The organism is Bombilactobacillus folatiphilus, assembly GCF_023380265.1.
Classification (GTDB): domain Bacteria; phylum Bacillota; class Bacilli; order Lactobacillales; family Lactobacillaceae; genus Bombilactobacillus; species Bombilactobacillus folatiphilus.
Map to the genome: position 1 here is coordinate 1261941 of NZ_CP093366.1, position 24918 is coordinate 1286858.

Below are 24918 nucleotides of genomic sequence, written 5' to 3' on the forward strand. Positions count from 1 at the left end.
TTATTACCCTCTCAACGTTTTTGGATTTCGTCGTTTAGTATTTGGTTAACCATCTTCGGATTGGCTTTGCCACGAGTTTGCTTCATGATTTGCCCAACCAAAAAGCCAATTGCGCGATCTTTACCATTCTTAAAATCAACAATGGATTGTTCATTATCATCCAAAATTTGATTGATAATCGGTCCTAATACGTTCGGATCAGATTCTTGCATCATGCCTTTTTCTTGGACCCAAGCCTTCGGTTCGGTGCCGTTTTCAATCGTTTCCGCAAACACTTTTTTGGCAATTTTCGAAGAAATCGTACCATCCTTGACCAAATTAATCATCGTTGCCAAATTTTGTGGTGTCAATTTGGTTTGAGTCAAATCTAAGTCATTTTCATTCAGATACGCATTCACGTTCACCATCAACCAGTTAGAAACTTGTTTAGCATCGGCACCATATTGCACCGTTTCGTCGAAGAAATCAGACATTTCCTTAGTATCCGTTAAAACGCCGGCATCATATTCCGGAATGCCTAACTCATCAATATAGCGTTGGCGACGCTTGTCTGGCATCTCTGGAATACTTTGACGAATCTGCTCAATCCACTCACCTGTAATATGATAATCTGGCAAATCGGGCTCTGGAAAATAACGATAATCATCAGCGCCCTCTTTGACCCGCATTAAAATTGTGGAAGCGGTCGGTTCATCATAACGCCGCGTTTCCTGGGCAATGGTTCCACCAGAACGAATAATTTCCGCCTGCCGCTCGGTTTCAAAAGCTAAACCATTGAGCACATGGCGAAAAGAGTTCAAGTTCTTCAGTTCGACTTTTTGCCCCAATTTATTAGACCCAATAGGACTCAATGAAATATTGGTGTCCACACGCATGGATCCTTCTTCCATTTTGACGTCAGAAGCACCCGTAAATTGCACAATCTGCCGTAATTTTTCTAAATAAGCATATGCCTCTTCAGGCGAAGCAATATCCGGTTTGGATACAATTTCAATTAACGGCGTGCCTTGGCGATTTAAGTCAACATACGAATAGCCATTATCCGCATGCGTATTTTTGCCGGCATCTTCTTCAACATGCATTTCTTCGATACCAATTTTTTTCTTTTGACCGTTAACTTCAATCTCAACCCAGCCATCATGTCCCAAAGGACGTTCTTTCTGCGTGATTTGATAAGCCTTGGGGTTATCTGGATAAAAATAATTTTTCCGATCAAAATGTGTATGATGTTCCACTTCAGCATTCAACGCCAACGCTACCATCACACCCAAACGGTAAGCTTCTTTATTAACTGTCGGCAAAGTTCCCGGCATTCCAAAATCAATTTCATTGGTCATTGTATTTGGCGCAGCCCCGTAAGAAACAGGTGCTGGACTGAACATTTTGGACTTAGTTTTCAATTCAACGTGGACTTCTAAACCGATCGTGGTTTCAAAATTCATTAATTATTGCCTCCCATCTGCGGACGTTGTTGCAAGAAGCCCGTTTCATCTTCTAAAACTTGTGCAGCATTAAAAATTGTTTGCTCCGCAAACGGCTTAGCAATTAACTGCAAACCGACTGGCATACCGTCAGCTAAGCCAACTGGCACCGAAGCCGCCGGCAAACCAGCCAAGTTAGCAGGAATTGTCAAAATATCATTCATATACATTACAACTGGATCTTCAATGCGTGTACCCAAATCAAAGGCCGTTGTCGGCGAAGTCGGACCTACGACCAAATCATAATCTTCAAACACTTTATTAAAATCATCAATAATCAAAGTCCGTACTTGCGCTGCTTTGTTGAAATAAGCATCAAAGTAACCGGCTGATAAAGCGAAACTCCCCAGCATAATCCGCCGTTTGACTTCATCACCAAAACCTTCACTACGCGACTTGACATAGACATCTTCCAAATTATGCACATCTTTTGCACGCACGCCATAACGAATCCCGTCGTAACGCTGCAAGTTAGATGAAGCTTCACTCGAAGCAATAATGTAATAAACTTGCACTGCATATTGGGCATGTGGTAATTGCACGGTATCAACCGTAGAACCATTTTGTTCCAAAACTTGAATGGCGCGTTCCACTTGTTCTTTCACGCCAGCATCCACGCCAGAACCCATGAATTCTTCCGGTACCGCTACTTTCAGCCCGCGAACATCACCTTGAACTTGCCAATTTGGAACTTCTTTGGCTGAACTCGTATTATCATGTTTGTCATAGCCACTAATCGCTTGAAGAATCTCGGCGGCATCCCTGACATGCCGTGATAAAACTCCAACTTGATCTAAACTTGAGCTAAAAGCAATCACCCCATAGCGTGATACCCGACCATAAGTTGGTTTTATGCCAAAAATACCGTTAAAAGAAGCTGGTTGGCGCACAGAACCACCAGTATCCGTTCCTAGAGCCGCTAAAACCTGCCCCGAAGCCACAGCTGACGCTGAACCACCTGACGAGCCACCGGGAACTTTATTCGTATTCCACGGATTTTTGACAGCACCGAAATATGAAGTTTCGTTGGAAGAACCCATCGCGAATTCATCCATATTGGTTTTACCGATATTCACTAATCCAGCTGCTTGCGCCTTTTTAGTCACCGTTGCATCATAAACGGGCATATAGTTAGATAAAATTTTACTAGCAGCGGTCGTTTTAAGACCCCTCGTCAAAATATTATCTTTGATTGCCAACGGAATCCCCATTAATTTTTGATCTGCACCGACCTCAACTTCAATAGCTTGACCAGCAGCTTCATTAAGAGTGATAAAAGCATTGAATTGAGGATTCATGGCTTTGATTTGGGTTAATGTAGCTTGCGCTAATTCGGTGGTACTGAGTTCCTTATCCACTAATTTTTGATGGAGTGAAGTAATTGTTTCATCAAAATAATTCACGCTATTTGTCCTCCTGCTTTAACATTGATGGTACCTTGATGAAACCATTTTCTTGTTCAGGCACATTTTCGAGCAAAGTCCCACGTCCGGGACCTTCCTTGGGCTCATCAGGACGAAAAGTACTCTCTTGTCGCGCAATATGCGTTGTCGGGGGCACCCCTTGGGTCTCAACTTTGGCCAACTCATCTTCCATTTGAATAATTTCATCTAATTGCACAGTAAAATGTTCCAAATCAGCATCATTAAATTCCAATTTAGATAAGCCTGCAACATGGCGCACTAATTCTTTATCAAGCATCGAAACATCTCCTTAAATTATTTGATTGAGAGAACTAACTATTGAGAAAAGTTAATAAGAAGTTAACACATGACTACTAAACTGCTTACTATTATAATCTTTTGTTATCAGTGCCTGCAAATCCTGAACCGTTTGAATATGGACTTCAATCATCGGTTGTTGCGGCAGATAGCGGTTGGCTGCGTCTTGCACAAATTGGGTAAAACTATTAATTTGCGCCACACCATAAAACTGCGTATTAATCGTGATCACTAAGCCTTGCAATTTTTTATCTTGATAGTGGGCTTGAGCCGTCACGCCACTCAAGTCTGGAAAATAATTTTGCACATGATTCTTAAAATTAGCGAAACTATCGGAATCACTTTCATTCACTGGCTTTTCATTATTAATCACTGGCCAAACTTGATTTTCCTGATTAATGGCTTTCCAATCACTAACTTGTTTTTGCTTAGCTTGACTCACACCATATTGGAAAAAACTGCCTCCGATTAATGAATCGTTGACATTTTGACGATACAAGCCCACCGTAATCGGAATTTTTTTCAGATTTGGCTGCTTACGCAAACGCGCCACAATTTTATCAGCCATTTGCTTGCCAATACTTAAGCGTTGCTCTGGTGAAATTTTGGTTTCAAATTGCGCACCATACTTCTCTTTGGTGTAATAATCCACATCATTCATCGCCAAGCCAATTGTCATCCCAGATAAGGTATAATTCTTACCATTTTGTGTATAAAAATCTTGTTCTAACAATTGCTGCAAATAGATTGGCTTACGCTTATCTGGATCCGTCGAGCCATTATCTTCAGGATTTAAACCTGCCGGATTCTTATCAGATTTGCGATCCAACCACTTTTGAGCCGTTGACGCCGAAATAAACTTACCTTCTTGCAAATAATAACGATCCGTTGAAAATTCTTTTTTAGAAATATCCATCAAACCGTGCTCAAAGGCCGCTGCATTACTATTATTATCACTATCGCTATCTGCACTCAATCCGGAAATTGCACTCGTGTGATATTTACCATTTTCCAGCAATGTACTGTATTGATCACTTTTGGAAGTATTCGTTGTCGTCACTTTACTGCTTTTTTCATTACTTTTACTCGACAATGACGAATTATTTAAATTACCGCAACCAGCTAGTAACAAAGTACTAAATAATAAAGTCATTACTTTTGCCAAATTTTTCATTTTAAACTCCTATAATTGCTTGAGTTGTTCTCGTAGTTGCGCTTCATCCCAAATTTGGATTCCTAATTGCCGGGCTTTAGTTAACTTGCTGCCTGCCTTGGCGCCCGCAATCAACAAATCCGTCTTTTTAGAAACTGAACCTGTCACCTTAGCGCCCAAATCTTCCAAAATTCGCGTTAATTCCGGACGCGTATAATATTGCAAACTACCAGTCAGAACAATTGTTTGATTCCGAACCGGACTATCAACCAGCTCAGAAGATGCTGTCGATTGATAATTCAAATTAACCTTTAGTGTTGCCAGTTCGGCAATTAATTTTTGCACATCTGGATTCTGAAAGTAAACTGCCACGCTATCCGCAATTGTTTCACCCAAGGTCTTGATTTCTGCAATTTGTTCCTTGGAAGCTTGCATTAGCCGCTGCATCGTTTCAAAATGTTGCGCTAATAATAAAGCCGCTTTGGCACCAACATGCCTAATCCCCAAACCGTAAAGTAAACGTTCTAGGGAATTGGCCCGTGACTTGTCAATTGCGGTCAACAAATTATTAATCGACTTCTCTTTAAAATTAGGAATCTGCATCAAATCTTGAGCTGTTAAACGGTACAAATCAGCCACATCGCGCACCAATTGGTGCTGCCACAATTGTTGAACAATCTTAGGCCCCAAACCAGTAATATCCATCGCATTGCGCGAAGCAAAATGATTCAAACCTTCTTGAACTTGTGCAGGGCACATGGGATTAATACAACGCAACGCCACTTCTTCTTCTAAGTGAACTAACTTAGCACCACAAGACGGACATTGACTGGGAATGGTGTATTTTTGACTGTCTGGCGGACGCTTAGCTAGCACGACCTGGGAAACTTCTGGAATAATATCTCCCGCTTTGTGCAACAAAACTGTATCGTGCAAGCGAATATCTTTTTCTTTAATCAAATCTGAATTATGCAAAGTAGCTCGTGCCACCGTCGTTCCTGCTAATTTAACCGGATCCATTACCGCTGTGGGCGTCACAACCCCGGTCCGGCCGACTGTCCAGACGATCTCCTTAATTTTCGTTTGGGCTTCTTCGGGCGGAAATTTATAGGCAATTTCCCAGCGTGGCACCTTGACTGTGTTGCCTAATTGCTGCTGTAAAGCCAAATCATTAACTTTTAACACAATCCCATCAATCCCGTAAGGCAAATCGTTACGTAACGTTTGATACTTTTCAATAAATTCCTGGAGACCTTCCAAGTCATGACTGACAAAGTAATCAACATTCGTATGAAAGCCCCAAGCCTGCATTTTTTCTAACGCCTGTGCTTGTGTCGTAACTCCCAAAACTGCTGGTTCCACAACGGTATAAATAAACGTGCTTAAATCCCGTGCTTGCGTCACATGTGCATTTAACTGGCGCAAACTACCGGCTGCCGCATTTCGCGGATTGGCAAACACATTTTCACCGTCTTGTTCACGTTGATTATTGAGCTTTTGAAAGGATTCCTTCGGCATAAAACATTCGCCCCGGACTTCTAAATCGACTTTCTGGGGCAAATCCACAGGAATATTCTTGATTGTCCGCACATTTTTTGTCACGTCCTCACCAATTTGCCCATCACCACGCGTTGAACCTTGTTGCAGATGACCTTGTTGATAAACCAGCGACAACGCCAAACCATCAATTTTTAACTCCACACAGTAATCTACTGCGTGACCAACAGCCTTTTTGATCCGCTGATTAAATTCTTCCAACTCCTGCCAAGAAAAAACATCACCCATTGATAACATTGGAATCTCATGGGACACCTTAGAAAACTCGGGCAACACTTGTCCCCCAACCAACTGACTGGGAGAATTCGGCGTTACCAATTGTGGGAATTGTTTTTCTAAAGCTAATAGACGCTCATAACGCTGATCATAGACATGATCTTCTACCAACGGCGCATCATTTGTATAATAAGCAGTTCGCTCTTGATTTAATTGTGAACGTAATTGCTGTAATTCCTGTTGCGCTGATTGTTGATCCATGACCAAACTCCTAAACTTTTTTAATCGGGGCAAATTCTGCCAACAATCGCTTCACACCTATCGGTTCTGTAAAAGCAATATCTAATTCAGCAGCTTCGCCTTGTCCATTCACTTTGACAACCGTCCCAACGCCCCATTTTTTATGCGCAACTTGTTGACCGACTTGCCAAGCAACATCACCGGCATCACTTTTATTACTTACCTGAGGCGCAACTGGTTTTTGTTGAGGCTTACGGATCCGCCGCAATGAGCGCTTTTGATCAAATGGATAACTCGTTGAACTTTGTGCTGCGACCGTCGACGTCTTTTGATCTAATAACTCACTATCAATCTCATCTACAAAACGCGATTGAGGATTGCTCTGGGAACGACCATACAACATGCGCGACCAAGCACTAGTCAAATACAACTTTTCTTGTGCTCGTGTAATGCCGACATATGCCAAGCGCCGTTCTTCCTCTAATTGATTTTCATCCGTTAAGGACCGACTTAATGGAAAAATACCTTCCTCCATCCCCACTAAAAAGACAATCGGGAATTCTAAGCCCTTCGCCGCATGTAACGTCATCAAAGTTAACTGATCATCTTGGTCATCTTCAGCATCTTCGCTACTGACTAATGCTAATTCTGCCAAAAAATCAATCAAGGGTTCAGCCTGCTCGTCTTCTGGTTCATAACAACGATCAAAATCTTGGGTAACTGTTAATAATTCTTGAATATTTTCTAAACGTGTTTGTGACTCCAAATTATCTTGATGCTCCAAGTTAGCCACGTAGCCACTTTGTTCCAACACCGCTTGCATCAAATCTGTCATTTTTTGTCCCGCATAATCCTGACTTAACGCCTGAATCATTTGTGCAAATTGTTGCAGATTCGTCCGCACCTTTTTGGTTAAGCCAATAACACTATCCGCATTTAATGCTGCTTCTAACAAGTTAACATTTTTTTCGTCGGCCGCTTGGCGTAATTTGTCTAATGAACCAGCTCCAATTCCGCGCTTCGGCTCATTAATAATTCTTTGAAAACTCATTGAATCCTGGGGATTAGCCACCAATTGCAAATAAGCTAAAACATCCCGAATTTCTTTACGATCATAAAACTTATGCCCTCCAATAATTTTATATGCCAAATTAGCTTTTAATAACTTATCTTCAAACACCCGTGATTGCGCATTCGTCCGATACAAAATTGCAAAATCCTTCAGCCGATAATTGTCTTCTTGATGCAATTTACTAATTTGATCCACAACGTATAAGGCCTCATCTTGTTCAGAACCAGCCCGATAATACGTAATTTGTTCACCTTGCGCGTTGTCTGTCCACAGTGCTTTGGGCTTACGATAATCATTATTTTTAATAACATCATTTGCCGCTTGCAGAATTGTTTTCGTCGAACGATAATTTTGTTCCAGTAAAATGGTTTGCGCTTGTGGATAATCTTTTTCAAAATTCATAATATTATCCATATTGGCGCCTCGCCAACCATAAATACTCTGGTCGCCATCACCAACGACACAAAGATTTTGATTTTTAGCAGCAAGCAGATTGACCAAACGGTATTGTGCATCATTCGTATCCTGATATTCATCGACATGAATATATTGAAATTTATCTTGGTAACGTTCTAAAATGAGAGGATTCTGCTCAAACAAAACCGTTGTCTGCATAATCAAATCATCAAAATCCATACTCTGATTATTAGCTAACTCAGCCTGATAACGCTGGTAAACTTGCGCGGCTACTTCTTCAAACGGACCGCTGGCTGTATGAGCATAACCTTTAGGCGTTAATAATTCATTTTTGGCACTACTTATGATACTGAGTAATGCCCGAGGATCATATTTTTTCGGATCTAAATTTAATTGTTTTAATATCTGTTTGACTAACGTCAGTTGCTCTGAAGAACCTGTGATTGTAAACGCTCGACTAAAACCTAACGCTTGCGCTTCTCGACGTAAAATGCGAACACACATCGCATGAAAAGTCGATACCCAAACACCCTGTGCTTGCTCACCTAACAATTTTTGGACGCGCGCTTGCATTTCTTTCGCCGCTTTATTCGTGAAAGTAATCGCCAAAATGTGCCACGGCAACACACACTGTTCTTCAATCAGATACGCAATCCGATGTGTCAAAACCCGCGTTTTACCACTGCCTGCGCCGGCTAAAACAAGTAAGGGGCCTTGTGTCGTGACCGTTGCTTGCTTTTGTTTATCATTTAATCCTTGCAAAATTGCCGCTTCCGACATTAAAATCTTCCTTTTCTTGTCAAAATTCTCTTTTTAATTATAGCAAAATCCTACACACAATTCAGGACTTGCTCCAAAAGAAAAACTGGAATTTAGTTGACCCTCATCCCAGTTTTCTCGTTATTGTAGACCTACACGCTCGAAAATTTCATCTAAATGCTTTAAATGCCAATGATAATCAAACGCATCATCCAAATCACTGACACTTAAATAACGAGTAATTCGCTCATCGTCTTCTAACAGTGCTCGAAAATCAACTTGTTCTGCCCATACTTTTGCAGTCTTTGGTTGCACCAAATCATAGGCTTCTTCGCGGCTCAAGCCCGCATCAATCAATTTCAACATGACTCGTTGTGAATAAATCAAACCGTGCGTGACGTTCAAATCCTCAGCCATTTTGTCTTCAAAAACAGTTAAATCTTCTAAAATTTTCGTAAATCGATGTAACATATAATCCAACAATTCCGTAGCATCGGGCAGAATAATTCGCTCAACTGAACTATGCGAAATATCCCGCTCATGCCATAATTCAATATCCTCCAAAGCAGGCAGCACATAGCCTTTCATCACACGTGCCAAGCCAGTAATATTCTCAGAACCAATCGGATTTCGCTTATGCGGCATCGCCGACGAACCCTTTTGACCTTGGGCAAAATGTTCCTCCACTTCGCGGACTTCCGTCCGTTGCAAATGCCTAATTTCTAGTGCAAAGCGTTCCAAACTAGCTGCGATTAACGCTAAAGTCATAATATACTCAGCATGTAAATCACGTGGCAACACTTGTGTTGAAATCTCCTGCGGATGTATCCCTAATTCTGCACAAACCATTGCTTCCACTGCTGGGGGCACATTCGCAAAAGTTCCCACCGCGCCACTAATCTTGCCTGCCTGGACGCCGTTGGCAGCATGATCAAAGCGCTCCAAATCCCGCTTTAATTCCGAATACCAGCTAGCCAGCACCAAACCAAAAGTTGTTGGTTCCGCATGAACACCGTGCGTGCGGCCCATCATCACGGTTGTTTTATATTGTTTCGCTTTTTGGGCCACGACTGCTAATAATTGTTTTAAATCTTGCTGCAATAAACCATTCGCTTGCTTGAGCAGATAACCATTCGCTGTATCTACGACATCTGTGGACGTGACACCAAAATGAATCCACTTTTTTTCCGGTCCCAAACTTTTGGAAATAGTTCGCGTAAAAGCTACCACATCATGCTTAGTGATCTCCTCCATCGCTAAAATATCTGCCACTTGAAAAGTTGCATTTTGCTCAATTTTTTGCAAATCAGACGCGGGGATTTTGCCTAGTTTACTCCAAGCACGATCTACCGCAATCTCAACTTCTAGCCAAGCTTGATACTTATTTTGCTCACTCCAAATATACGCCATTTCCGGACGTTGATAACGTTTAACTACCATAGTTTTCCTTAAACTTTCCAAATCTTAGTAGAATTTACATAATTAATTAATTGATCTGTTTTCTTCGCAAAAACCCATAAATCACCTAAATGGGCTGGCTTCTTATCTAAAAAAGCATTTTGCATCGTAAGTTTCCATTGTGGATGTTGCTCTAATAATCCCACCGCCGGTAACAATTGATCATCAGTAACCATCAAATCACAACCATTCATCCAAGGTTCCAATACCGGTATGGGCCAATTGCACAAACTACGCAACAACAACTCTTCTTGCGAACTTTGAGTCACTTGTGCAAATAGCTGCGCTGCCCAAACCGTGCCAACATATAATCGCTCAACATACAACATTCCTGACGGTGTCGTACATAATTTTAATGCAAATAATCCTTGATAAGTTAAGGATTGGCCTATTGTTTGGGCAATATCTTGAACTTCTTTCACCAATACTTCATCCATCTCTTGCACAACTAACGCTGCTTTAGCAGTATTCTGCCGGGTTACTTGAATTAACGGATAAGTTTGAATTTGTTGCAAACAATCTTTTGTCACTAACATAAACAACTCTTGCTTAATCTCAATCAAAGATTCCAGAATAAAAGAACCCTGCGGCAATTGATATTGCTCAATTTGCTCCTGATTTTCAAAAGTAACTTGCATTTTAGGATAAAGCGCACGCTGAATCGGCTTCAGAACACACGGAAACCCAATTTCATCAACAGCTCTATACAAATCTTCCTTGCCAACCACCGTGGCATACGGCGTGATATTCAATCGATGCTCATTAAAAAAGCATCGTTCCAAATAACGATCCTGCATCAAATCCAAAATTTCCGTACCTTGAACTAGTTTTTGCGGTTGCTTCAATTGCTGCAAGTCAGGCAATTCCAATTCGGCATTATCATAAAAAACTAAATCCACTTGCGTAAATAACTCATCTAACACTAATGGATCACGATAATCCCCCACCACAATCTTGCCCGCAAAATTGTGCCACAATTGCGGTTGAGTAGTTAAAATCACTAGCTGTAAGCCCATTTGTAACACTTGACTGGCAACAACTACGTCACTACCGTCCACACTAATTAATCCGAGCGTACTCTTGGGTCCTAAAAATTCCATAATTGCCCGTACCTCATTTTTCTGTAAAGATGACTTTTCCATTCTGAAAACCACTAATTCGAGCTAAAGAAAGAATGGGAATTTGTTGCTGATCAATTAGCTGGCGACCCTTTTGGAAAGTCTTTTCAATCACAATCCCAACGCCTTCCAAATGGGCCCCCGCTTGCTGAATAATTTCCGTTAAACCAGACACTGCTTGCCCATTTGCCAAAAAATCATCAATAATCAAAACATGATCTTGACTGTTCAAAAATGTTTTCGCAATACTAATTTTATTAGCAACTTTTTTCGTAAATGAGTAAACATCTGCAACATATAAATCCTTATTCATCGTAATAGAACGATGTTTCCGAGCAAAAATGACGGGAACTTGAAATTCTAAACCAGTCAAGATCGCCGGTGCAATACCTGAAGACTCTACAGTCAGAATTTTCGTAATAGGATAATCTTGAAAATATTTGTAAAATTCATGACCAATTTTTTGCATCAACATCGGATCAACTTGATGATTTAAAAAAGTATCAACTTTTAATACGTCTTGATTTAAGACCCGACCATCTTGTTTGATTCGTTCTTCTAATTCACGCATACCGATTCTCCCTTCATTTTCCTTACGTTTAAGATTAACATTACCGACGCTTTAGGGAAACACCTATACTTTATTTGGGATCATATTGATCCAAATTATACGTTTCAATAATCTCAATTAATTTTTGAGCGTAATCTGGATCCGTCGCATAACCATCTTGCTGAAGAGCTTTGGCTGCATCCACATAATTATCCGCAGCAAGTACATGTTGATATTGTTGTGGATTCCAAGTAGTACCTTTGACCATTAGTGCATCATGTTCCGCAATGGATTGTGCAAAATTTTGATAGACTCGAAAATTTGCACTCACAGTCGTCCACTCGCCATGATGGTATTCTTTGGTTTTCATCTCTTTAGAACGTTGTGGAGTGTCATCTTTCACGCCAAATAAATTATAGTAGTTACTCGCCAATTTACTTTTGCCCCAATCACTTTCCAAAATTGCCTGCGCAATTGTAATACTTGGTAAAACATGGTACTGACTACCATACTGAACTGCTGCAGGTTTAATTTGTCGAATAAAATGTTCCTTAGGATCAATTTTATTTTGAACTTGAATTTGAGGTTGAGACTGTACGATTGCTTGCCGAATATGATTGATCATCACGATGGCTAGGACAAAACCTAAACTTAAAGCCAGTAAGCCAAATAGCCAATTGGTCTCCGATCGATTATTATATCGTCTTGATGAACGCCGTTTTTTTCTTGTTTTACCCACTTATCCATCCTTTGAATTCTTTAAACGTTCTTATCATAGCATGAATTTTTTAATTTTGAGCACAAAAAAACCAGCCCATAGGCTGGTCAATGACTTAAACTATAAGATTTAGTCTTTATTTACGTTAACTGCTTGTGGTCCACGATCACTTTCTTCGATATCGAAAGTTACGCCTTGACCTTCTTCAAGAGTTTTATAACCTTCACCATTGATAGCTGAGAAATGTACAAATACATCACTGCCATCTTCACGAGTAATAAAACCATAACCTTTTTCAGCGTTAAACCATTTTACTGTTCCATGTTCCATGTGAACATCCTCCTCAAAACACTTTTTGCATTTCTTTGTGGCCGATATGGAAGTTAGTTACACATGAACCATCGAACCATAACCATTCAAAAACACAAATTAATATTAACATGTTCACAAAATATTAGCAAACTAATTTTTGAAAACAATTCTAAAACAAGCCACAATTACATGCTTTTTTAGAAATGCGGGTAAGAAGACTCGAACTTCCACGGAGATTAATTCTCCACAAGATCCTTAGTCTTGCGCGTCTGCCAATTCCGCCATACCCGCAAACAAGCACTTATTTATCATAATATGAACAAGGCTAATTTGCAAGGGTAATTAATTCATCCGTTGCAAACATTTAGTCATTTCATCCGTCGCCTGATCTTGAGCTAACTCAGAGGCTTTAAATGCCTCTTGATCAACAGTTCGATCATCTTTCATACTATCAATCATCTGTTGACAAGCTTGCACATAGGCTTGATAAGAATGAACCAAATTCAAATGAACACCCATAATTTTAGCTGGAGCTTTCAAAGCCGCCAATTTTTGTGTTAATTTGGCATACTCATCTGTTCCATGCTGAAAATCGCCCTGAATTTGTAAATAATGCGAAGACGCCATCTCAACTAATTGGTCGTTGTCCAAAGCTGTTTTGATTTCCTGAAACTTGGGATTCAAATCTTCTTGAATTTCTTGTGTCTTCTGCAAAACATCATTCAATGTATTCGCATAATGTAATGCGCGTTGTTGCATTTTATTCATGTTTAATACCTCATTTTAAAATTGATCAAAAACTGTATATGGTAACTGACGTTTATGTTCCGTTTTCAGATACCAAGCTTCAATTTTTTCCGCCGCTGTCTCTGAAACGTCCTTGCCTTCCAAATAGTCATCAATATCTTGATAAGTGACTCCCAAAGCTACTTCATCAGCTAAACTTGGCCGTTGCTCTTCCAAGTCAGCCGTAGGTGTTTTTTGATATAAAGCTTCAGGAGCCCCTAAATATTGTAACAAAACACGCCCTTGGCGCTTATCCAACCTAAATAGCGGCGTAATATCTGTAGCACCATCACCATATTTGGTATAAAAACCTGTAATATTTTCGGCTGCATGATCCGTTCCCACCACAGCACCCTTTGTTGCACCAGCGATAGCATATTGCACAACCATCCGCTGCCGTGCTTTAAGATTGCCCTTATTAAAATCACTAATCGCCAAATCGTTAGCTTCAATACTTGCCACTGCTGCATCAACTGCTGGTTGAATATTTACACGCATCGTCTGATCGGGCTGAATAAATTCTAATGCCTTCAAAGCGTCTTGTTCATCTGCCTGTTGGCTATAGGGCAAACGGACAGCAATAAATTGATAATTACGCTGTGGATTTTGTTGACGTAATTGAGCCACCGCTAATTGACACAATCGTCCGGTCAAAGTGGAATCTTGTCCACCCGAAATTCCTAATACAAGTGTTTCTAAATTGTTTTTTTGTAAAAAAGTTTGCAAAAAAGTTATTGAACGTTGTACTTCTTGTGCTGGATCAATCTTTGGCTGAACACGTTCATAAGCAATAATCTTTTTTTGTAAAGGCCGCATCCTTCTACCTCATTTCTACTGATCTTTTTACTTTAACACATCTTCATAAATCTTCATGACCGTTTGCGCCAAACGCGTACTGGAAAAATTAGTCGCACAATATTGATAAAATTTTTGACCACGAGTCCGTAATCCATCATTTTGCCACGACTCATGCGCAGCTACTAAAGCTTGCTTCAATTGTTCTAAATCGTTAATTGCTACTACCCAACCAGTATCTTCATGCACCACCTGTGCATCAGATCCCGTATCGCTAACAATCATCGGTAACCCATTATTAGCTGACTCAAGTAAGACCATCGGAAAACCCTCTGAAGTTGAAGGCAATACAAATAAATCAGAATTCTGGTAATACGGCGTTGTATCATCCTTAAAGCCGATAAAATCAATTCGATCTTGAATTTGTAACTCCTGCACTAATTGCTTTAATTGGTCTTCCGTTGGACCGTTACCGACTAATTGCAAACGATAATCAAAATCGACTTGTGCTAAAGCTCGCAATAATAATTGCTGATTTTTCACTGGAACTAACCGCGCAATATTTACCAAAGTAAAAATCTTTTGACGCTGAGTTTGGGGAGGAGTCTCACGAAAATAAATAGCATTAAAAATTGGATTAATTTTGGTTGATTCTATTCCTGCTTGTTCCAAAATTGGTTGAAAACGTGCCGTTACTAAAGTTAATAAATCAGCTTTTTTAAAAGCATTGATATTCAACTTTGTCATTACCTTGCCCTTTAAGTTATCCGCAAAATCAACATAAGGATCACTGTGCACCGTTGCCACCCATTTGGCTTTCACATGTTTATGGATTAATCCCATAATAAAATTAGCTCGTGGACCATGTGTATTAACCACATCAATTTGATTATCATTGATAAATTTTTTCAAACGACCTGCTACGCGCAAATCTAATTGACCATCTTGATTCATAATCGTCGTTGGAATATCCCATTTAGCCGCCCAATCAGAGACCGGACCACGCTCAAAAACTAATAATTGGGAATCCACACCTTGATCTGTCAATGCACGTAACAGATTAATTATTAAAGTTCGACCACCACCAGTTTCATTGCCGGCATTCACCTGTAAAGTTTTCATTAATTAAATCCTCACAATAAATTGTTAAAAATTTTCAGTTATCGTAAACTAAATATATCAAAAAAGGAGTCTATTAAATTGCTAAACAAAATAACTATCCTAGAATTACCATTTATTAGCACCACTAATCAAGCCTTTACTCAATTATTAGAACAGCGCCTCACCCGAAAACAAAATACTTTTATCGTCACAGCTAATCCAGAAATCGCTGTCTATGCCTATGATCATCCCGACTATCGGAATTTAATTAAGACTGCTGATTATATTACCCCCGATGGCATCGGAATCATCAAAGCTGGTCAAATGCTCAATACTCCACTTGTTGAACGAATTACTGGATTTGATACACTTACTAGTTTACTAGAAATTGCAAATAAATATAGTCTAAAAGTGTATTTATTAGGGGCTAAACCTGAAATTATTCAAAAAACTGTCACCAATATCCAACAAAAATATCCCAAACTAAAACTTGTCGGCTATCATGATGGTTATTTTCAAACTGAGCAACCGATCATGGAGCAAATTACTCAGACCCAACCTGATATTGTTGCGGTCGCCTTGGGTTTTCCCAAACAAGAAGAATTCATTGCCAAATATCGAACTGTCAGTCCCAGCACTTGGATCGGCGTAGGCGGCAGCTTTGATGTGCTATCTGGAAGTGTCAAACGCGCACCAACTTTTATTCAGAACTTACACTTAGAATGGTTATATCGCTTATTAAGCCACCCCACACGTCTGAAACGCTTTGGTGCCTTACCGCGCTTTCTAAAATTAATCAAACAAAAGCATTAACTCTACTATAAATTACAAAAAATTCGTCCTAATCTTTGCGATTGAGACGAATTTTTTATTATACAAAACTGATCGTTTCAGTATTAAGCTGCCGTTGACCTCGTGGTTTATCTTGTAACAAAAAGATTAGGTAAGCACCAACTAGACCAAAATAAAGACTCACACCTGGTGCATTTAACACATGCCCTGACAAAATTGACATAAAAATACCTAAGCCAAATGAAACAAAATATAATAAATTGTCCTGGATTTTTGTCTGCAAAAAATGCCGACAAAATTGATACAACAAATACAGGATCAAGCCAATTAAAGGAACAATCGTAATTACAAAGCCTAACAAACCAAATTGGAAGAAAAAGTCCACCCAATCCATCTCTACAGTTCGAGGTACCTTGAGATAGTTACCTCCATAACCCATTCCAAACAATTTTTGACTTAATGGCGCTTTCGCATACTGTTCACTATTCAAACGGAAATAATTAGTCCGACCACTTAATAATTTTGCCACCAATGGATTACTCAACTCTTTATTTTGTAGCAGAAACTTTTCATAATGATCCATATGTTTCTGCCTTTTCTTTTCTTTTAAAATTTTCTTTTTATTCTTCTGATTTTCTCGAATAATCCGATTTTGAATAGCACTATTATTATGAACCGGTGATTGTGGATAAACTGCAAAAACGCCCCCTAACAATAGCACCAATAAACAAGTACTCAAAGCATTAGCTTTCCGATTTTTAGGCTTAGTGTGCAAAAAAAGCATTACTACCTCATAGACCAAAGCTGCCATCAAAGCAATCAACATTCCATAAAAACAGCTTTTGGTTCCCACCATAATCACAGAATTAATCCCTAATATGACACCCAGCCAAGCCCAATAGTTGCCCTTTTGCCTTGAACGTTGAATTGCGTACAACAATACTAAGGGAAACGTAATCGCCAGAATTGCTCCCAATTCATTGCCAGCATTAAACCAACCACTTTGACCTAATTTTCCCTGTGGATATGTTAAAAATGCCGTTTTAGTAACTGCTGCAATGAGCATCACCACATTAATCATCATCTGAGCCCAGTAAATTACCGCAGGAATTGCTCGTTTGATCTGCTCACTCGTCAAATTAACAAAAGCATAATACATTCCCAGCAATATCAATAAATAATGCACACTTTTAAACGAACCAGCAATTTCGGTAAACAAAGAAAAATTAGGTTTAGTCAATTTACTAATCAATAAATTGACTAACACAAGTAAAAACAATAACCCCAAATACCACGGAACTAGATGGTCAAACCAATTAGCCCGTTGACGCGCAGCTAAATAAATAAAAAATACAATTAAAACCAAGACGATTGCCCTAATTACAACCCCAATTGTCAAACCAAAATGGGGCATCAATTTGACTTGCCATCCTGTCACAACGTCTAATAAAGGCTGAACCAAGATATAAAGCATTAAATACCAGCTAAAACGCTGGAGCTTCTTTGTTTTCAAAATAATTGTCCGTCATCTTTCTAAATAAAATTCAAATCGCTCGCCAACGTACTGAGTTCGCACATATTCAAACGGTTGTCCATCAGCTAACATTGTCACTTGTCGTAATCGTAGCACAGCAGCTCCTCGCTTCACCCGTAAGAGCTCTGCTACTTTTTCCGACGCTGACATTGCTGACACAACTTGTTGCGCATGTCCCAATTTAAGGCCCCTTTGTTCCAAAGCATGGTATAGCGATTGCGTAATTTGTTCACGACTTAAATTCTTGACCAAAAACCAAGGAACGGTCGTGATTTCAAAACAAATCGGAATTTTATCGGCTAAACGAATTCGCTCCATCCGTAAAATTTCCATGTTATCATCTAATTTTAAATTTTCTTTCTCACTCAAAGTCGGTAACGCCAAGTGATAGGAAACAACATGACTTGCAGGTTTTTTACCTTGTGCCAGCATAATGTCTGTAAAACTAGTAGTTCCGGACATTCTTTCCTGCACCTTTTGACTAGCAACATACGTTCCCGAACCAACCTTACGATATAAAATTCCCTCTTCAACTAGCGTTTGAATCGCTTGACGCATGGTCATGCGGCTAACCTGGAATTCATCAGCTAAAAGACGCTCTGCCGGAATTCGCTGGCCAACTTGCCACTTACCTTGCGCAATTTCTTGTTTGATTTGATTATGAATTTGCACATAAATGGGCAGACCTGACACAAATTTTCACCTCACAAAATTCAAAATAAAAAAAACTGAAACCGAAGTTTCAGTTTTTCATTGGGTTAGCTGGATTCGAACCAGCGCATAATGGAGTCAAAGTCCATTGCCTTACCACTTGGCTATAACCCAATAAATGGAAGGGAGTGGATTCGAACCACCGAACCCGAAGGAGCGGATTTACAGTCCGCCGCGTTTAGCCAGACTTCGCTACCCTTCCAAAATCCTCAAATAGAACAATTAATATAATAACTAATTTAATCTTATTTGGCAAGAGTAAATTTATATTTCTATCTAAGTAACTGAAACACTACCCAGACATTATACCAATAACTGCTCGAAAAAAGAAAAAAAGTTTACCTAAAGTAAACTTTTTTAGTTAATGCCTGCCATCAACTTCTTGATTTTAGGCGTAAATAAAATTAATAAGATTGCAAACAAGATTGCCACTAATCCTGTCACACCAAAATAAGCCATTTCATGATGTGGATAAAATCTGACTAACTGTGAATTAATCGCCTGTCCCGCAGAATCTGCCAAAAACCACATACTCATCATTTCTGATGAAAAAGCCTTTGGCGCCAATTTGGTCGTCACAGACAAACCAATAGGTGAAATCAACATTTCGCCAATTTCAACAATTCCCCAACTCAATACCAACCATAATGGATTTACTTTGCCTTGTGTTCCAAGTAATGGCAAAACTAAGACTAAATAAGAAATTCCTGTAAAAATTAATCCCATCCAAAATTTAGTTGGTGATGAAGGCTGCTTTTTACCTAACTTAGTCCATAATGCAGCAAAAATAGGTGTATAAACAATGATGAAGAATGGATTCAACATTTGGAACCAACTAGGATTCAAATGGAAACCACCAAGATTTAATTGTGTATTATTGGCCACAAATAATCCCAAAATCGAAGAACCTTGCTCCTCAATAGCCCAAAAAATAACAGCTGCAATAAATAAACCTATATAAGCCCGAACTCTAGATTTCTCAATCTTGGTTACTTTCTGACTGCCCAAAATAACAACGAAGTAAATTACTGGCAAAACAACGCCAAACAAACTAATCAACATAATCACATTTTGTAGATTAGCCGTCTTGGTCACCAACATCACAACAGCAATGATGACTACAGCTATTAAGGAAAGTAAGACACGATTTTTTAACCGCTTTTTTTCAGGAGCAGTAATCGGATCCGTTGGTCGTAAAGTTACCTCAGGCAAATATTTTTCACCTTGAATATAATAAATAATTAAGCCAAAGAACATTCCGATCGCAGCCAATGAAAAGCCAACATGAAAATTATACATTTTCCAAGCTTGACTAACAATTGCAGGCGCAATCAAGGAGCCCAGATTAATTCCCATTACGAAGATACTGAAACCTGCATCCCGTCGATTATCCTCAGGACTGTATAAATCGCCAACCATATCTGAAACATTAGGCTTCAATAAACCTGTTCCTAAAGTAATAAATAAAATAGACAAATAAAGTGTCGCTGTCCCTAGAGGTAGTGATAGAAAAATATGACCAAGCATAATCAACACACCGCCCCAAAAGACGGTCCGACGACTGCCTAAAAGGCGATCACTTATATAACCGCCCAACACACTAGTCATATAAACCAAAGCCCCATAGATCGACATAATAGAAGCTGCAGTTTCCTGTTTAAAGCCTAAGCCACCTTTACTGACAGCATAATACATGTAGTAAAGTAAGATAGCACGCATGCCATAATAGCTGAACCTCTCCCAGAATTCAGTCATAAAAAGCGTTTTTAGCCCAATAGGTTGACCAAAAAACGTTTTTGTTTCCGCTTTATTCATAATAATCTCCCTTAATTATATAACGATTTAACATTTTAATATTTATCTCAACAGATGTCAAAATTCGGCTTACAATTGCCAACCACAGTTGTCCCAATTAAATGTACTTTTTTTAATCTTAGAAACATATGGATTTCCTTCCACATAAAAACGCAGTGGCATTTTTGTCCAAGAACCATGTTGACTCACATGTATCCGAGCAGAATTTAAAATATTTAATGGATCTTTCATCCGACAAGAACTTAAATTTAAGTTTTGATCTCCTAATATCGTCAAATTTAATTTCTTAGATTGAATACCAAAGGCCTGCATCCATTTTGCTGGACCATTTGTTAAATTAATGCCTGTACTTTTTCGATTATTTTGCATTAATCCGAGTCCCTGAGTCGGTTCCAAAGCTCTAATTAAAACACTCTGAGGGTTATCCTGAGACTGAGTCACAATATCTAAAAGATAGTGACCTTGTTGTTGATGAATATAAATCGTCCCGCCTAAATGATAAAGCGCCTCATTAGCTTGAGTCCGGCGTCTCTTATAAGTATGCGAGGTTGAATCAAGCGGTCCCAAATAAGCTTCAGTTTCCACAATGATTCCCGCCATTATCCCTAGATCAGTATGATAACGAAGTTCATATCCAAGTAAATTTTGAGCAATCTGTACTGTAGAATTAGTATAAAAATTCATTGAATCTCCTATACAAAATTAAAAATCATCAATATGGTAGTGATATAATCAATTAAAATAATTATATTTCAATATTGATTGCGAGGGGAAAATTTATGAAAATAAAAACAACTACTAATATTCAAAGCAAAATTTATAATGATAGTTTAAATCTTAGAACAGAAGTTTTCGTTGACGAGCAACAAGTACCAACAGAAAGAGAAATTGATCAGGACGAGGCTAATTGCCGATATTATGTTGGTTATCGAGATAGTTTACCAGTCGTAACAGCACGTGTACTACCAGAAACTCCTGTTCAATGGCACATACAACGAGTCGCAGTAAAAAAAAGATATCGTCATCAAGGTCTAGCCAGCCAAATAATGAAAGAAATTGAAGAACACGCTAAACTAGAAGAAATTAAGAACTTAGTATTAAATGCTCAAGATCAAGCGCAAAATTTTTATAAAACTTTGGGATATAAGGTTCGAGGAGAGCAATTCTTAGATGCAGGAATTGAACATCATCAAATGATTAAAAAACTTAAAAATTAAAAAACGCACAATACTTATAAAAAGTATTGTGCGTTTTTATAAAATGCCAGCTGCAGGATTCGAACCTGTGACCCTCGGTTTACGATACCGATGCTCTACCAACTGAGCTAAGCTGGCGAACAAAACTTTGAAACAAAAAAAGTCGGCTAGCATCCGACTATAACTCCGGTTGTCAGACTCGAACTGACGACACCCTGATTAACAGTCAGATGCTCTACCAACTGAGCTAAACCGGAATAAACCAGCGTGGCAACGACCTATCCTCGCAGGTAGTTTCCCACCAACTACTTTCGGCGCTGAGAAGCTTAACTTCTGTGTTCGGCATGTTTACAGGTGTTTCCTCCCCGCTATCGCCACCACACTTGCGTTCTTCTTACCTTTTCGCTTGAAAGAACCTTAGTCCTCTCAAAACTGAATATTAAGTTACTTACACCTTTGGTTAAGCCCTCGACCGATTAGTATTGCTCAGCTCCATATATCACTACACTTCCACTCGCAACCTATCTACCTCATCTTCTTTGAGGGGTCTTACTTCATTCCTGAATGGGAAATCTCATCTTGAGGTGGGTTTCACACTTAGATGCTTTCAGCGTTTATCCCTTCCATACATAGCTACCCAGCTGTGCCTTTGGCAAGACAACTGGTACACCAGCGGTATGTCCATCCCGGTCCTCTCGTACTAAGGACAGATCCTCTCAAATTTCCTACGCCCGCGACGGATAGGGACCGAACTGTCTCACGACGTTCTGAACCCAGCTCGCGTACCGCTTTAATGGGCGAACAGCCCAACCCTTGGGACCGACTACAGCCCCAGGATGCGATGAGCCGACATCGAGGTGCCAAACCTCCCCGTCGATGTGAACTCTTGGGGGAGATAAGCCTGTTATCCCCAGGGTAGCTTTTGTCCGTTGAGCGATGGCCCTTCCATACGGTGCCACCGGATCATTAAGCCCGACTTTCGTCCCTGCTCGACTTGTCTGTCTCGCAGTCAAGCTCCCTTCTACCTTTACACTCTACGAATGATTTCCAACCATTCTGAGGGAACCTTTGGGCGCCTCCGTTACTGTTTAGGAGGCGACCGCCCCAGTCAAACTGCCCACCTGACACTGTCTCCCGCCGTGCTTCAACGGCGCGGGTTAGAGTCCTCATATAACAAGGGTAGTATCCCACCATTGCCTCCTTCGATACTAGCGTACCGAGCTCTTCGGCTCCTACCTATCCTGTACATGTTACACAAAAACTCAATATCAAGCTACAGTAAAGCTCCATGGGGTCTTTCCGTCCTGTCGCGGGTAACCTGCATCTTCACGGGTATTATAATTTCACCGAGTCTATCGTTGAGACAGTGCCCAAATCATTACGCCTTTCGTGCGGGTCGGAACTTACCCGACAAGGAATTTCGCTACCTTAGGACCGTTATAGTTACGGCCGCCGTTTACTGGGGCTTCAATTCTGGGCTTCGACCGAAGTCTAACTCATCCTCTTAACCTTCCAGCACCGGGCAGGCGTCAGCCCCTATACGTCATCTTACGATTTTGCAGAGACCTGTGTTTTTGATAAACAGTTGTTTGGGCCTTTTCACTGCGGCTGGCTCTTATACCAGCACCCCTTCTCCCGAAGTTACGGGGCTATTTTGCCGAGTTCCTTAACGATAGTTCTCTCGCTCACCTTAGGATTCTCTCCTTGACTACCTGTGTCGGTTTGCGGTACGGGTATTCTGTATCTAACTAGAAGCTTTTCTCGGCAGTGTGACTATCGTGCTTCGCTACTTTAATTTCGCTCCCCATCACATCTCATTCTTAGTTACAAGCATTTGACTCACAACCAAACTTAATGTTTAGACATGCTTTTCCAGCTGCATGCTCACGATTCATCTCCTGCGTCCCTCCATTGCTCAAACAATACAGAACAGTACAGGAATCTCAACCTGTTTTCCATCGATTACGCCTCTCGGCCTCATCTTAGGTCCCGACTAACCCTGGGCGGACGAGCCTTCCCCAGGAAACCTTAGTCTTCCGGTGGATCAGATTCTCACTGATCTCGCGCTACTCATACCGGCATTCTCACTTCTAAGCTCTCCACCAGTCCTCTCGATCTGGCTTCTTCGTGCTTACAACGCTCTCCTATCGCATTCATTTTTACATGAACACCCACAGTTTTGGTACCATACTTAGCCCCGGTACATTTTCGGCGCAGAACCACTCGACTAGTGAGCTATTACGCACTCTTTAAATGAGTTGCTGCTTCTAAGCCAACATCCTAGTTGTCTAAGCAGTTCCACTTCCTTTTCCACTTAGTATGGATTTTGGGACCTTAACTGGTGATCTGGGCTGTTCCCCTTTCGACGATGGATCTTATCACTCACCGTCTGACTCCCAGGTATAGATCTTTGGCATTCGGAGTTTGTCTGAATTCAGTAACCCATGACGGGCCCCTAGTTCAAACAGTGCTCTACCTCCAAGATCCTCTCCCTGAGGCTAGCCCTAAAGCTATTTCGGAGAGAACCAGCTATCTCCAAGTTCGTTTGGAATTTCACCGCTACCCACACCTCATCCCCGCAATTTTCAACTTACGTGGGTTCGGTCCTCCAGTGCGTTTTACCGCACCTTCAACCTGGACATGGGTAGGTCACTTGGTTTCGGGTCTACATCTACGTACTTACTCGCCCTATTCAGACTCGCTTTCGCTTCGGCTCCGTCTTCTCAACTTAACCTCGCACGCAAACGTAACTCGCCGGTTCATTCTACAAAAGGCACGCCATCACTCTTTAACGAGCTCTGACTACTTGTAGGCACACGGTTTCAGGATCTATTTCACTCCCCTTCCGGGGTGCTTTTCACCTTTCCCTCACGGTACTTGTTCTCTATCGGTCACTAGGGAGTATTTAGCCTTGGGAGATGGTCCTCCCGGATTCCGACGGGGTTTCACGTGCCCCGCCGTACTCAGGATCCTGCTAGAGCGCTTCTGATTTCGTCTACGAGGCTTTCACTCTCTCTAGCTCAGTTTCCCAACTGATTCGACTATCTTCCACTATCTCACTTCGCAGTCCTACAACCCCAAAAAGCATGCTCTTTGGTTTGGGCTCTTTCCACTTCGCTCGCCGCTACTACGGAAATCGATTTTTCTTTCTCTTCCTGTGGCTACTTAGATGTTTCAGTTCACCACGTCTTCCCCACTTCATCTTTCGACCAAGTGTGACTAAGCTTTATCTTAGCCGGGTTCCCCCATTCGGATATCTCCGGATCTTCGTTTACTTACAACTCCCCGGAGCATTTCGCTGTTCGTTGCGTCCTTCTTCGGCTCCTAGTACCTAGGCATCCACCGTGCGCCCTTATTATCTTAACCTATTTCTTAATTCTTCTTCGTTTCTCGGTGTCTTTTCTCTTAATATTCAG

General features: G+C 40.5%; 20 protein-coding genes, 5 tRNA genes and 2 rRNA genes. 2 read left to right on the forward strand and 25 right to left on the reverse strand.

What is annotated here, in order from left to right; all coding sequences use genetic code 11:
* Window positions 1–11: 11 nt before the first annotated feature.
* The 15 genes from gatB to MOO45_RS06455 form a co-directional block, all read right to left on the reverse strand.
* Window positions 12–1442 (reverse strand): Asp-tRNA(Asn)/Glu-tRNA(Gln) amidotransferase subunit GatB, encoded by a 1431-nt coding sequence (gene gatB / locus MOO45_RS06385; protein ID WP_249514092.1) that lies wholly within the window; start codon window positions 1440–1442, stop codon window positions 12–14.
* Entirely contained in the window at window positions 1442–2884 is a 1443-nt protein-coding gene (gatA, locus tag MOO45_RS06390) for an Asp-tRNA(Asn)/Glu-tRNA(Gln) amidotransferase subunit GatA (RefSeq protein ID WP_249514093.1), read from the reverse strand. Before gatA ends, gatB begins: the two co-directional genes overlap by 1 nt.
* A 1-nt stretch (window position 2885) precedes the next feature.
* A complete protein-coding gene (gatC, locus tag MOO45_RS06395) occupies window positions 2886–3182 on the reverse strand; it encodes an Asp-tRNA(Asn)/Glu-tRNA(Gln) amidotransferase subunit GatC (protein ID WP_249514094.1) in 297 nt (98 codons plus the stop codon).
* Between the two features lie 51 nt (window positions 3183–3233).
* The gene (locus tag MOO45_RS06400) at window positions 3234–4376 is read right to left on the reverse strand and encodes a CamS family sex pheromone protein (RefSeq protein WP_249514095.1); all 1143 of its coding nucleotides are present in this window, start codon (window positions 4374–4376) and stop codon (window positions 3234–3236) included.
* 9 nt (window positions 4377–4385) lie between these two features.
* Window positions 4386–6389, reverse strand: coding sequence for an NAD-dependent DNA ligase LigA (gene ligA / locus MOO45_RS06405; protein ID WP_249514096.1), 2004 nt, complete (start codon window positions 6387–6389; stop codon window positions 4386–4388).
* A 10-nt stretch (window positions 6390–6399) separates the two neighbouring features.
* Entirely contained in the window at window positions 6400–8637 is a 2238-nt protein-coding gene (gene pcrA, locus MOO45_RS06410) for a DNA helicase PcrA (RefSeq protein WP_249514097.1), read from the reverse strand.
* Between the two features lie 120 nt (window positions 8638–8757).
* On the reverse strand, window positions 8758–10056 hold the full coding sequence (gene purB / locus MOO45_RS06415) for an adenylosuccinate lyase (RefSeq protein WP_249514098.1): 1299 nt from the start codon (window positions 10054–10056) through the stop codon (window positions 8758–8760).
* Window positions 10057–10064: 8 nt separating this feature from the next.
* Window positions 10065–11174 carry an ATP-grasp domain-containing protein gene (locus MOO45_RS06420; protein ID WP_249514099.1) on the reverse strand — a complete coding sequence of 370 codons (1110 nt, stop codon included), beginning with the start codon at window positions 11172–11174 and terminating at the stop codon, window positions 10065–10067.
* Between the two features lie 13 nt (window positions 11175–11187).
* On the reverse strand, window positions 11188–11763 hold the full coding sequence (locus MOO45_RS06425; RefSeq protein ID WP_249514100.1) for a xanthine phosphoribosyltransferase: 576 nt from the start codon (window positions 11761–11763) through the stop codon (window positions 11188–11190).
* A 70-nt stretch (window positions 11764–11833) separates the two neighbouring features.
* Entirely contained in the window at window positions 11834–12481 is a 648-nt protein-coding gene (locus MOO45_RS06430) for a glycoside hydrolase family 73 protein (protein ID WP_249514101.1), read from the reverse strand.
* Window positions 12482–12589: 108 nt separating this feature from the next.
* Window positions 12590–12790, reverse strand: a complete 201-nt coding sequence (locus MOO45_RS06435) for a cold-shock protein (RefSeq protein WP_249514102.1) — start codon at window positions 12788–12790, stop codon at window positions 12590–12592.
* Between the two features lie 186 nt (window positions 12791–12976).
* Window positions 12977–13063: transfer RNA gene (locus tag MOO45_RS06440), tRNA-Leu, on the reverse strand.
* Window positions 13064–13114: 51 nt separating this feature from the next.
* Window positions 13115–13540, reverse strand: a complete 426-nt coding sequence (locus MOO45_RS06445; RefSeq protein ID WP_249514103.1) for a hypothetical protein — start codon at window positions 13538–13540, stop codon at window positions 13115–13117.
* 15 nt (window positions 13541–13555) lie between these two features.
* Window positions 13556–14374 (reverse strand): ammonia-dependent NAD(+) synthetase, encoded by an 819-nt coding sequence (gene nadE / locus MOO45_RS06450; RefSeq protein WP_249514104.1) that lies wholly within the window; start codon window positions 14372–14374, stop codon window positions 13556–13558.
* Between the two features lie 27 nt (window positions 14375–14401).
* Entirely contained in the window at window positions 14402–15475 is a 1074-nt protein-coding gene (locus tag MOO45_RS06455) for a glycosyltransferase family 4 protein (RefSeq protein WP_249514105.1), read from the reverse strand.
* Between the two features lie 78 nt (window positions 15476–15553).
* On the opposite strand from MOO45_RS06455, the gene MOO45_RS06460 reads away from it, so the two are divergent.
* Complete coding sequence (locus MOO45_RS06460; RefSeq protein ID WP_249514106.1) at window positions 15554–16267, forward strand: WecB/TagA/CpsF family glycosyltransferase; 714 nt, start codon at window positions 15554–15556, stop codon at window positions 16265–16267.
* 58 nt (window positions 16268–16325) lie between these two features.
* On the opposite strand, the gene MOO45_RS06465 is transcribed toward MOO45_RS06460, so the two are convergent.
* The 6 genes from MOO45_RS06465 to MOO45_RS06490 all read right to left on the reverse strand — a co-directional run bounded on the left by MOO45_RS06465 (window position 16326) and on the right by MOO45_RS06490 (window position 20990).
* Window positions 16326–17720, reverse strand: coding sequence for an O-antigen ligase family protein (locus MOO45_RS06465; protein WP_249514107.1), 1395 nt, complete (start codon window positions 17718–17720; stop codon window positions 16326–16328).
* A 51-nt stretch (window positions 17721–17771) separates the two neighbouring features.
* Window positions 17772–18473, reverse strand: coding sequence for a GntR family transcriptional regulator (locus tag MOO45_RS06470; RefSeq protein WP_249514108.1), 702 nt, complete (start codon window positions 18471–18473; stop codon window positions 17772–17774).
* 60 nt (window positions 18474–18533) lie between these two features.
* A tRNA-Gln gene (locus MOO45_RS06475) sits at window positions 18534–18605 on the reverse strand.
* A gap of 5 nt (window positions 18606–18610) precedes the next feature.
* Window positions 18611–18693 (reverse strand) — tRNA-Tyr (locus tag MOO45_RS06480).
* Between the two features lie 155 nt (window positions 18694–18848).
* On the reverse strand, window positions 18849–20306 hold the full coding sequence (locus tag MOO45_RS06485; protein ID WP_249514109.1) for a peptide MFS transporter: 1458 nt from the start codon (window positions 20304–20306) through the stop codon (window positions 18849–18851).
* Window positions 20307–20375: 69 nt separating this feature from the next.
* Window positions 20376–20990 (reverse strand): DNA-3-methyladenine glycosylase, encoded by a 615-nt coding sequence (locus MOO45_RS06490; RefSeq protein ID WP_249514110.1) that lies wholly within the window; start codon window positions 20988–20990, stop codon window positions 20376–20378.
* Between the two features lie 95 nt (window positions 20991–21085).
* Here MOO45_RS06490 and MOO45_RS06495 point away from each other — a divergent pair, with 95 nt between their 5' ends.
* A complete protein-coding gene (locus tag MOO45_RS06495; RefSeq protein WP_249514111.1) occupies window positions 21086–21523 on the forward strand; it encodes a GNAT family N-acetyltransferase in 438 nt (145 codons plus the stop codon).
* Window positions 21524–21567: 44 nt separating this feature from the next.
* Here MOO45_RS06495 and MOO45_RS06500 read toward each other — a convergent pair.
* The 4 genes from MOO45_RS06500 to MOO45_RS06515 all read right to left on the reverse strand — a co-directional run bounded on the left by MOO45_RS06500 (window position 21568) and on the right by MOO45_RS06515 (window position 24868).
* Window positions 21568–21640 (reverse strand) — tRNA-Thr (locus MOO45_RS06500).
* A 46-nt stretch (window positions 21641–21686) separates the two neighbouring features.
* Window positions 21687–21759: transfer RNA gene (locus MOO45_RS06505), tRNA-Asn, on the reverse strand.
* An 8-nt stretch (window positions 21760–21767) separates the two neighbouring features.
* Window positions 21768–21884: ribosomal RNA gene (gene rrf, locus MOO45_RS06510) — 5S ribosomal RNA — on the reverse strand.
* Window positions 21885–21958: 74 nt separating this feature from the next.
* Window positions 21959–24868 (reverse strand): 23S ribosomal RNA (locus MOO45_RS06515).
* Between the last annotated feature and the right edge of the window lie 50 nt (window positions 24869–24918).

Bases quoted from the DNA above. Each gene is read 5' to 3' on its own strand.
- gatB (WP_249514092.1), bottom strand. From the start codon at position 1,442: ATGAATTTTGAAACCACGATCGGTTTAGAAGTCCACGTTGAATTGAAA.
- gatC (WP_249514094.1), bottom strand. From the start codon at position 3,182: ATGCTTGATAAAGAATTAGTGCGCCATGTTGCAGGCTTATCTAAATTG.
- MOO45_RS06400 (WP_249514095.1), bottom strand. From the start codon at position 4,376: ATGAAAAATTTGGCAAAAGTAATGACTTTATTATTTAGTACTTTGTTA.
- ligA (WP_249514096.1), bottom strand. From the start codon at position 6,389: ATGGATCAACAATCAGCGCAACAGGAATTACAGCAATTACGTTCACAA.
- pcrA (WP_249514097.1), bottom strand. From the start codon at position 8,637: ATGTCGGAAGCGGCAATTTTGCAAGGATTAAATGATAAACAAAAGCAA.
- purB (WP_249514098.1), bottom strand. From the start codon at position 10,056: ATGGTAGTTAAACGTTATCAACGTCCGGAAATGGCGTATATTTGGAGT.
- MOO45_RS06420 (WP_249514099.1), bottom strand. From the start codon at position 11,174: ATGGAATTTTTAGGACCCAAGAGTACGCTCGGATTAATTAGTGTGGAC.
- MOO45_RS06425 (WP_249514100.1), bottom strand. From the start codon at position 11,763: ATGCGTGAATTAGAAGAACGAATCAAACAAGATGGTCGGGTCTTAAAT.
- MOO45_RS06435 (WP_249514102.1), bottom strand. From the start codon at position 12,790: ATGGAACATGGAACAGTAAAATGGTTTAACGCTGAAAAAGGTTATGGT.
- MOO45_RS06445 (WP_249514103.1), bottom strand. From the start codon at position 13,540: ATGAATAAAATGCAACAACGCGCATTACATTATGCGAATACATTGAAT.
- nadE (WP_249514104.1), bottom strand. From the start codon at position 14,374: ATGCGGCCTTTACAAAAAAAGATTATTGCTTATGAACGTGTTCAGCCA.
- MOO45_RS06455 (WP_249514105.1), bottom strand. From the start codon at position 15,475: ATGAAAACTTTACAGGTGAATGCCGGCAATGAAACTGGTGGTGGTCGA.
- MOO45_RS06465 (WP_249514107.1), bottom strand. From the start codon at position 17,720: ATGCTTTATATCTTGGTTCAGCCTTTATTAGACGTTGTGACAGGATGG.
- MOO45_RS06485 (WP_249514109.1), bottom strand. From the start codon at position 20,306: ATGAATAAAGCGGAAACAAAAACGTTTTTTGGTCAACCTATTGGGCTA.
- MOO45_RS06490 (WP_249514110.1), bottom strand. From the start codon at position 20,990: ATGAATTTTTATACTAATTCTACAGTACAGATTGCTCAAAATTTACTT.
- MOO45_RS06495 (WP_249514111.1), top strand. From the start codon at position 21,086: ATGAAAATAAAAACAACTACTAATATTCAAAGCAAAATTTATAATGAT.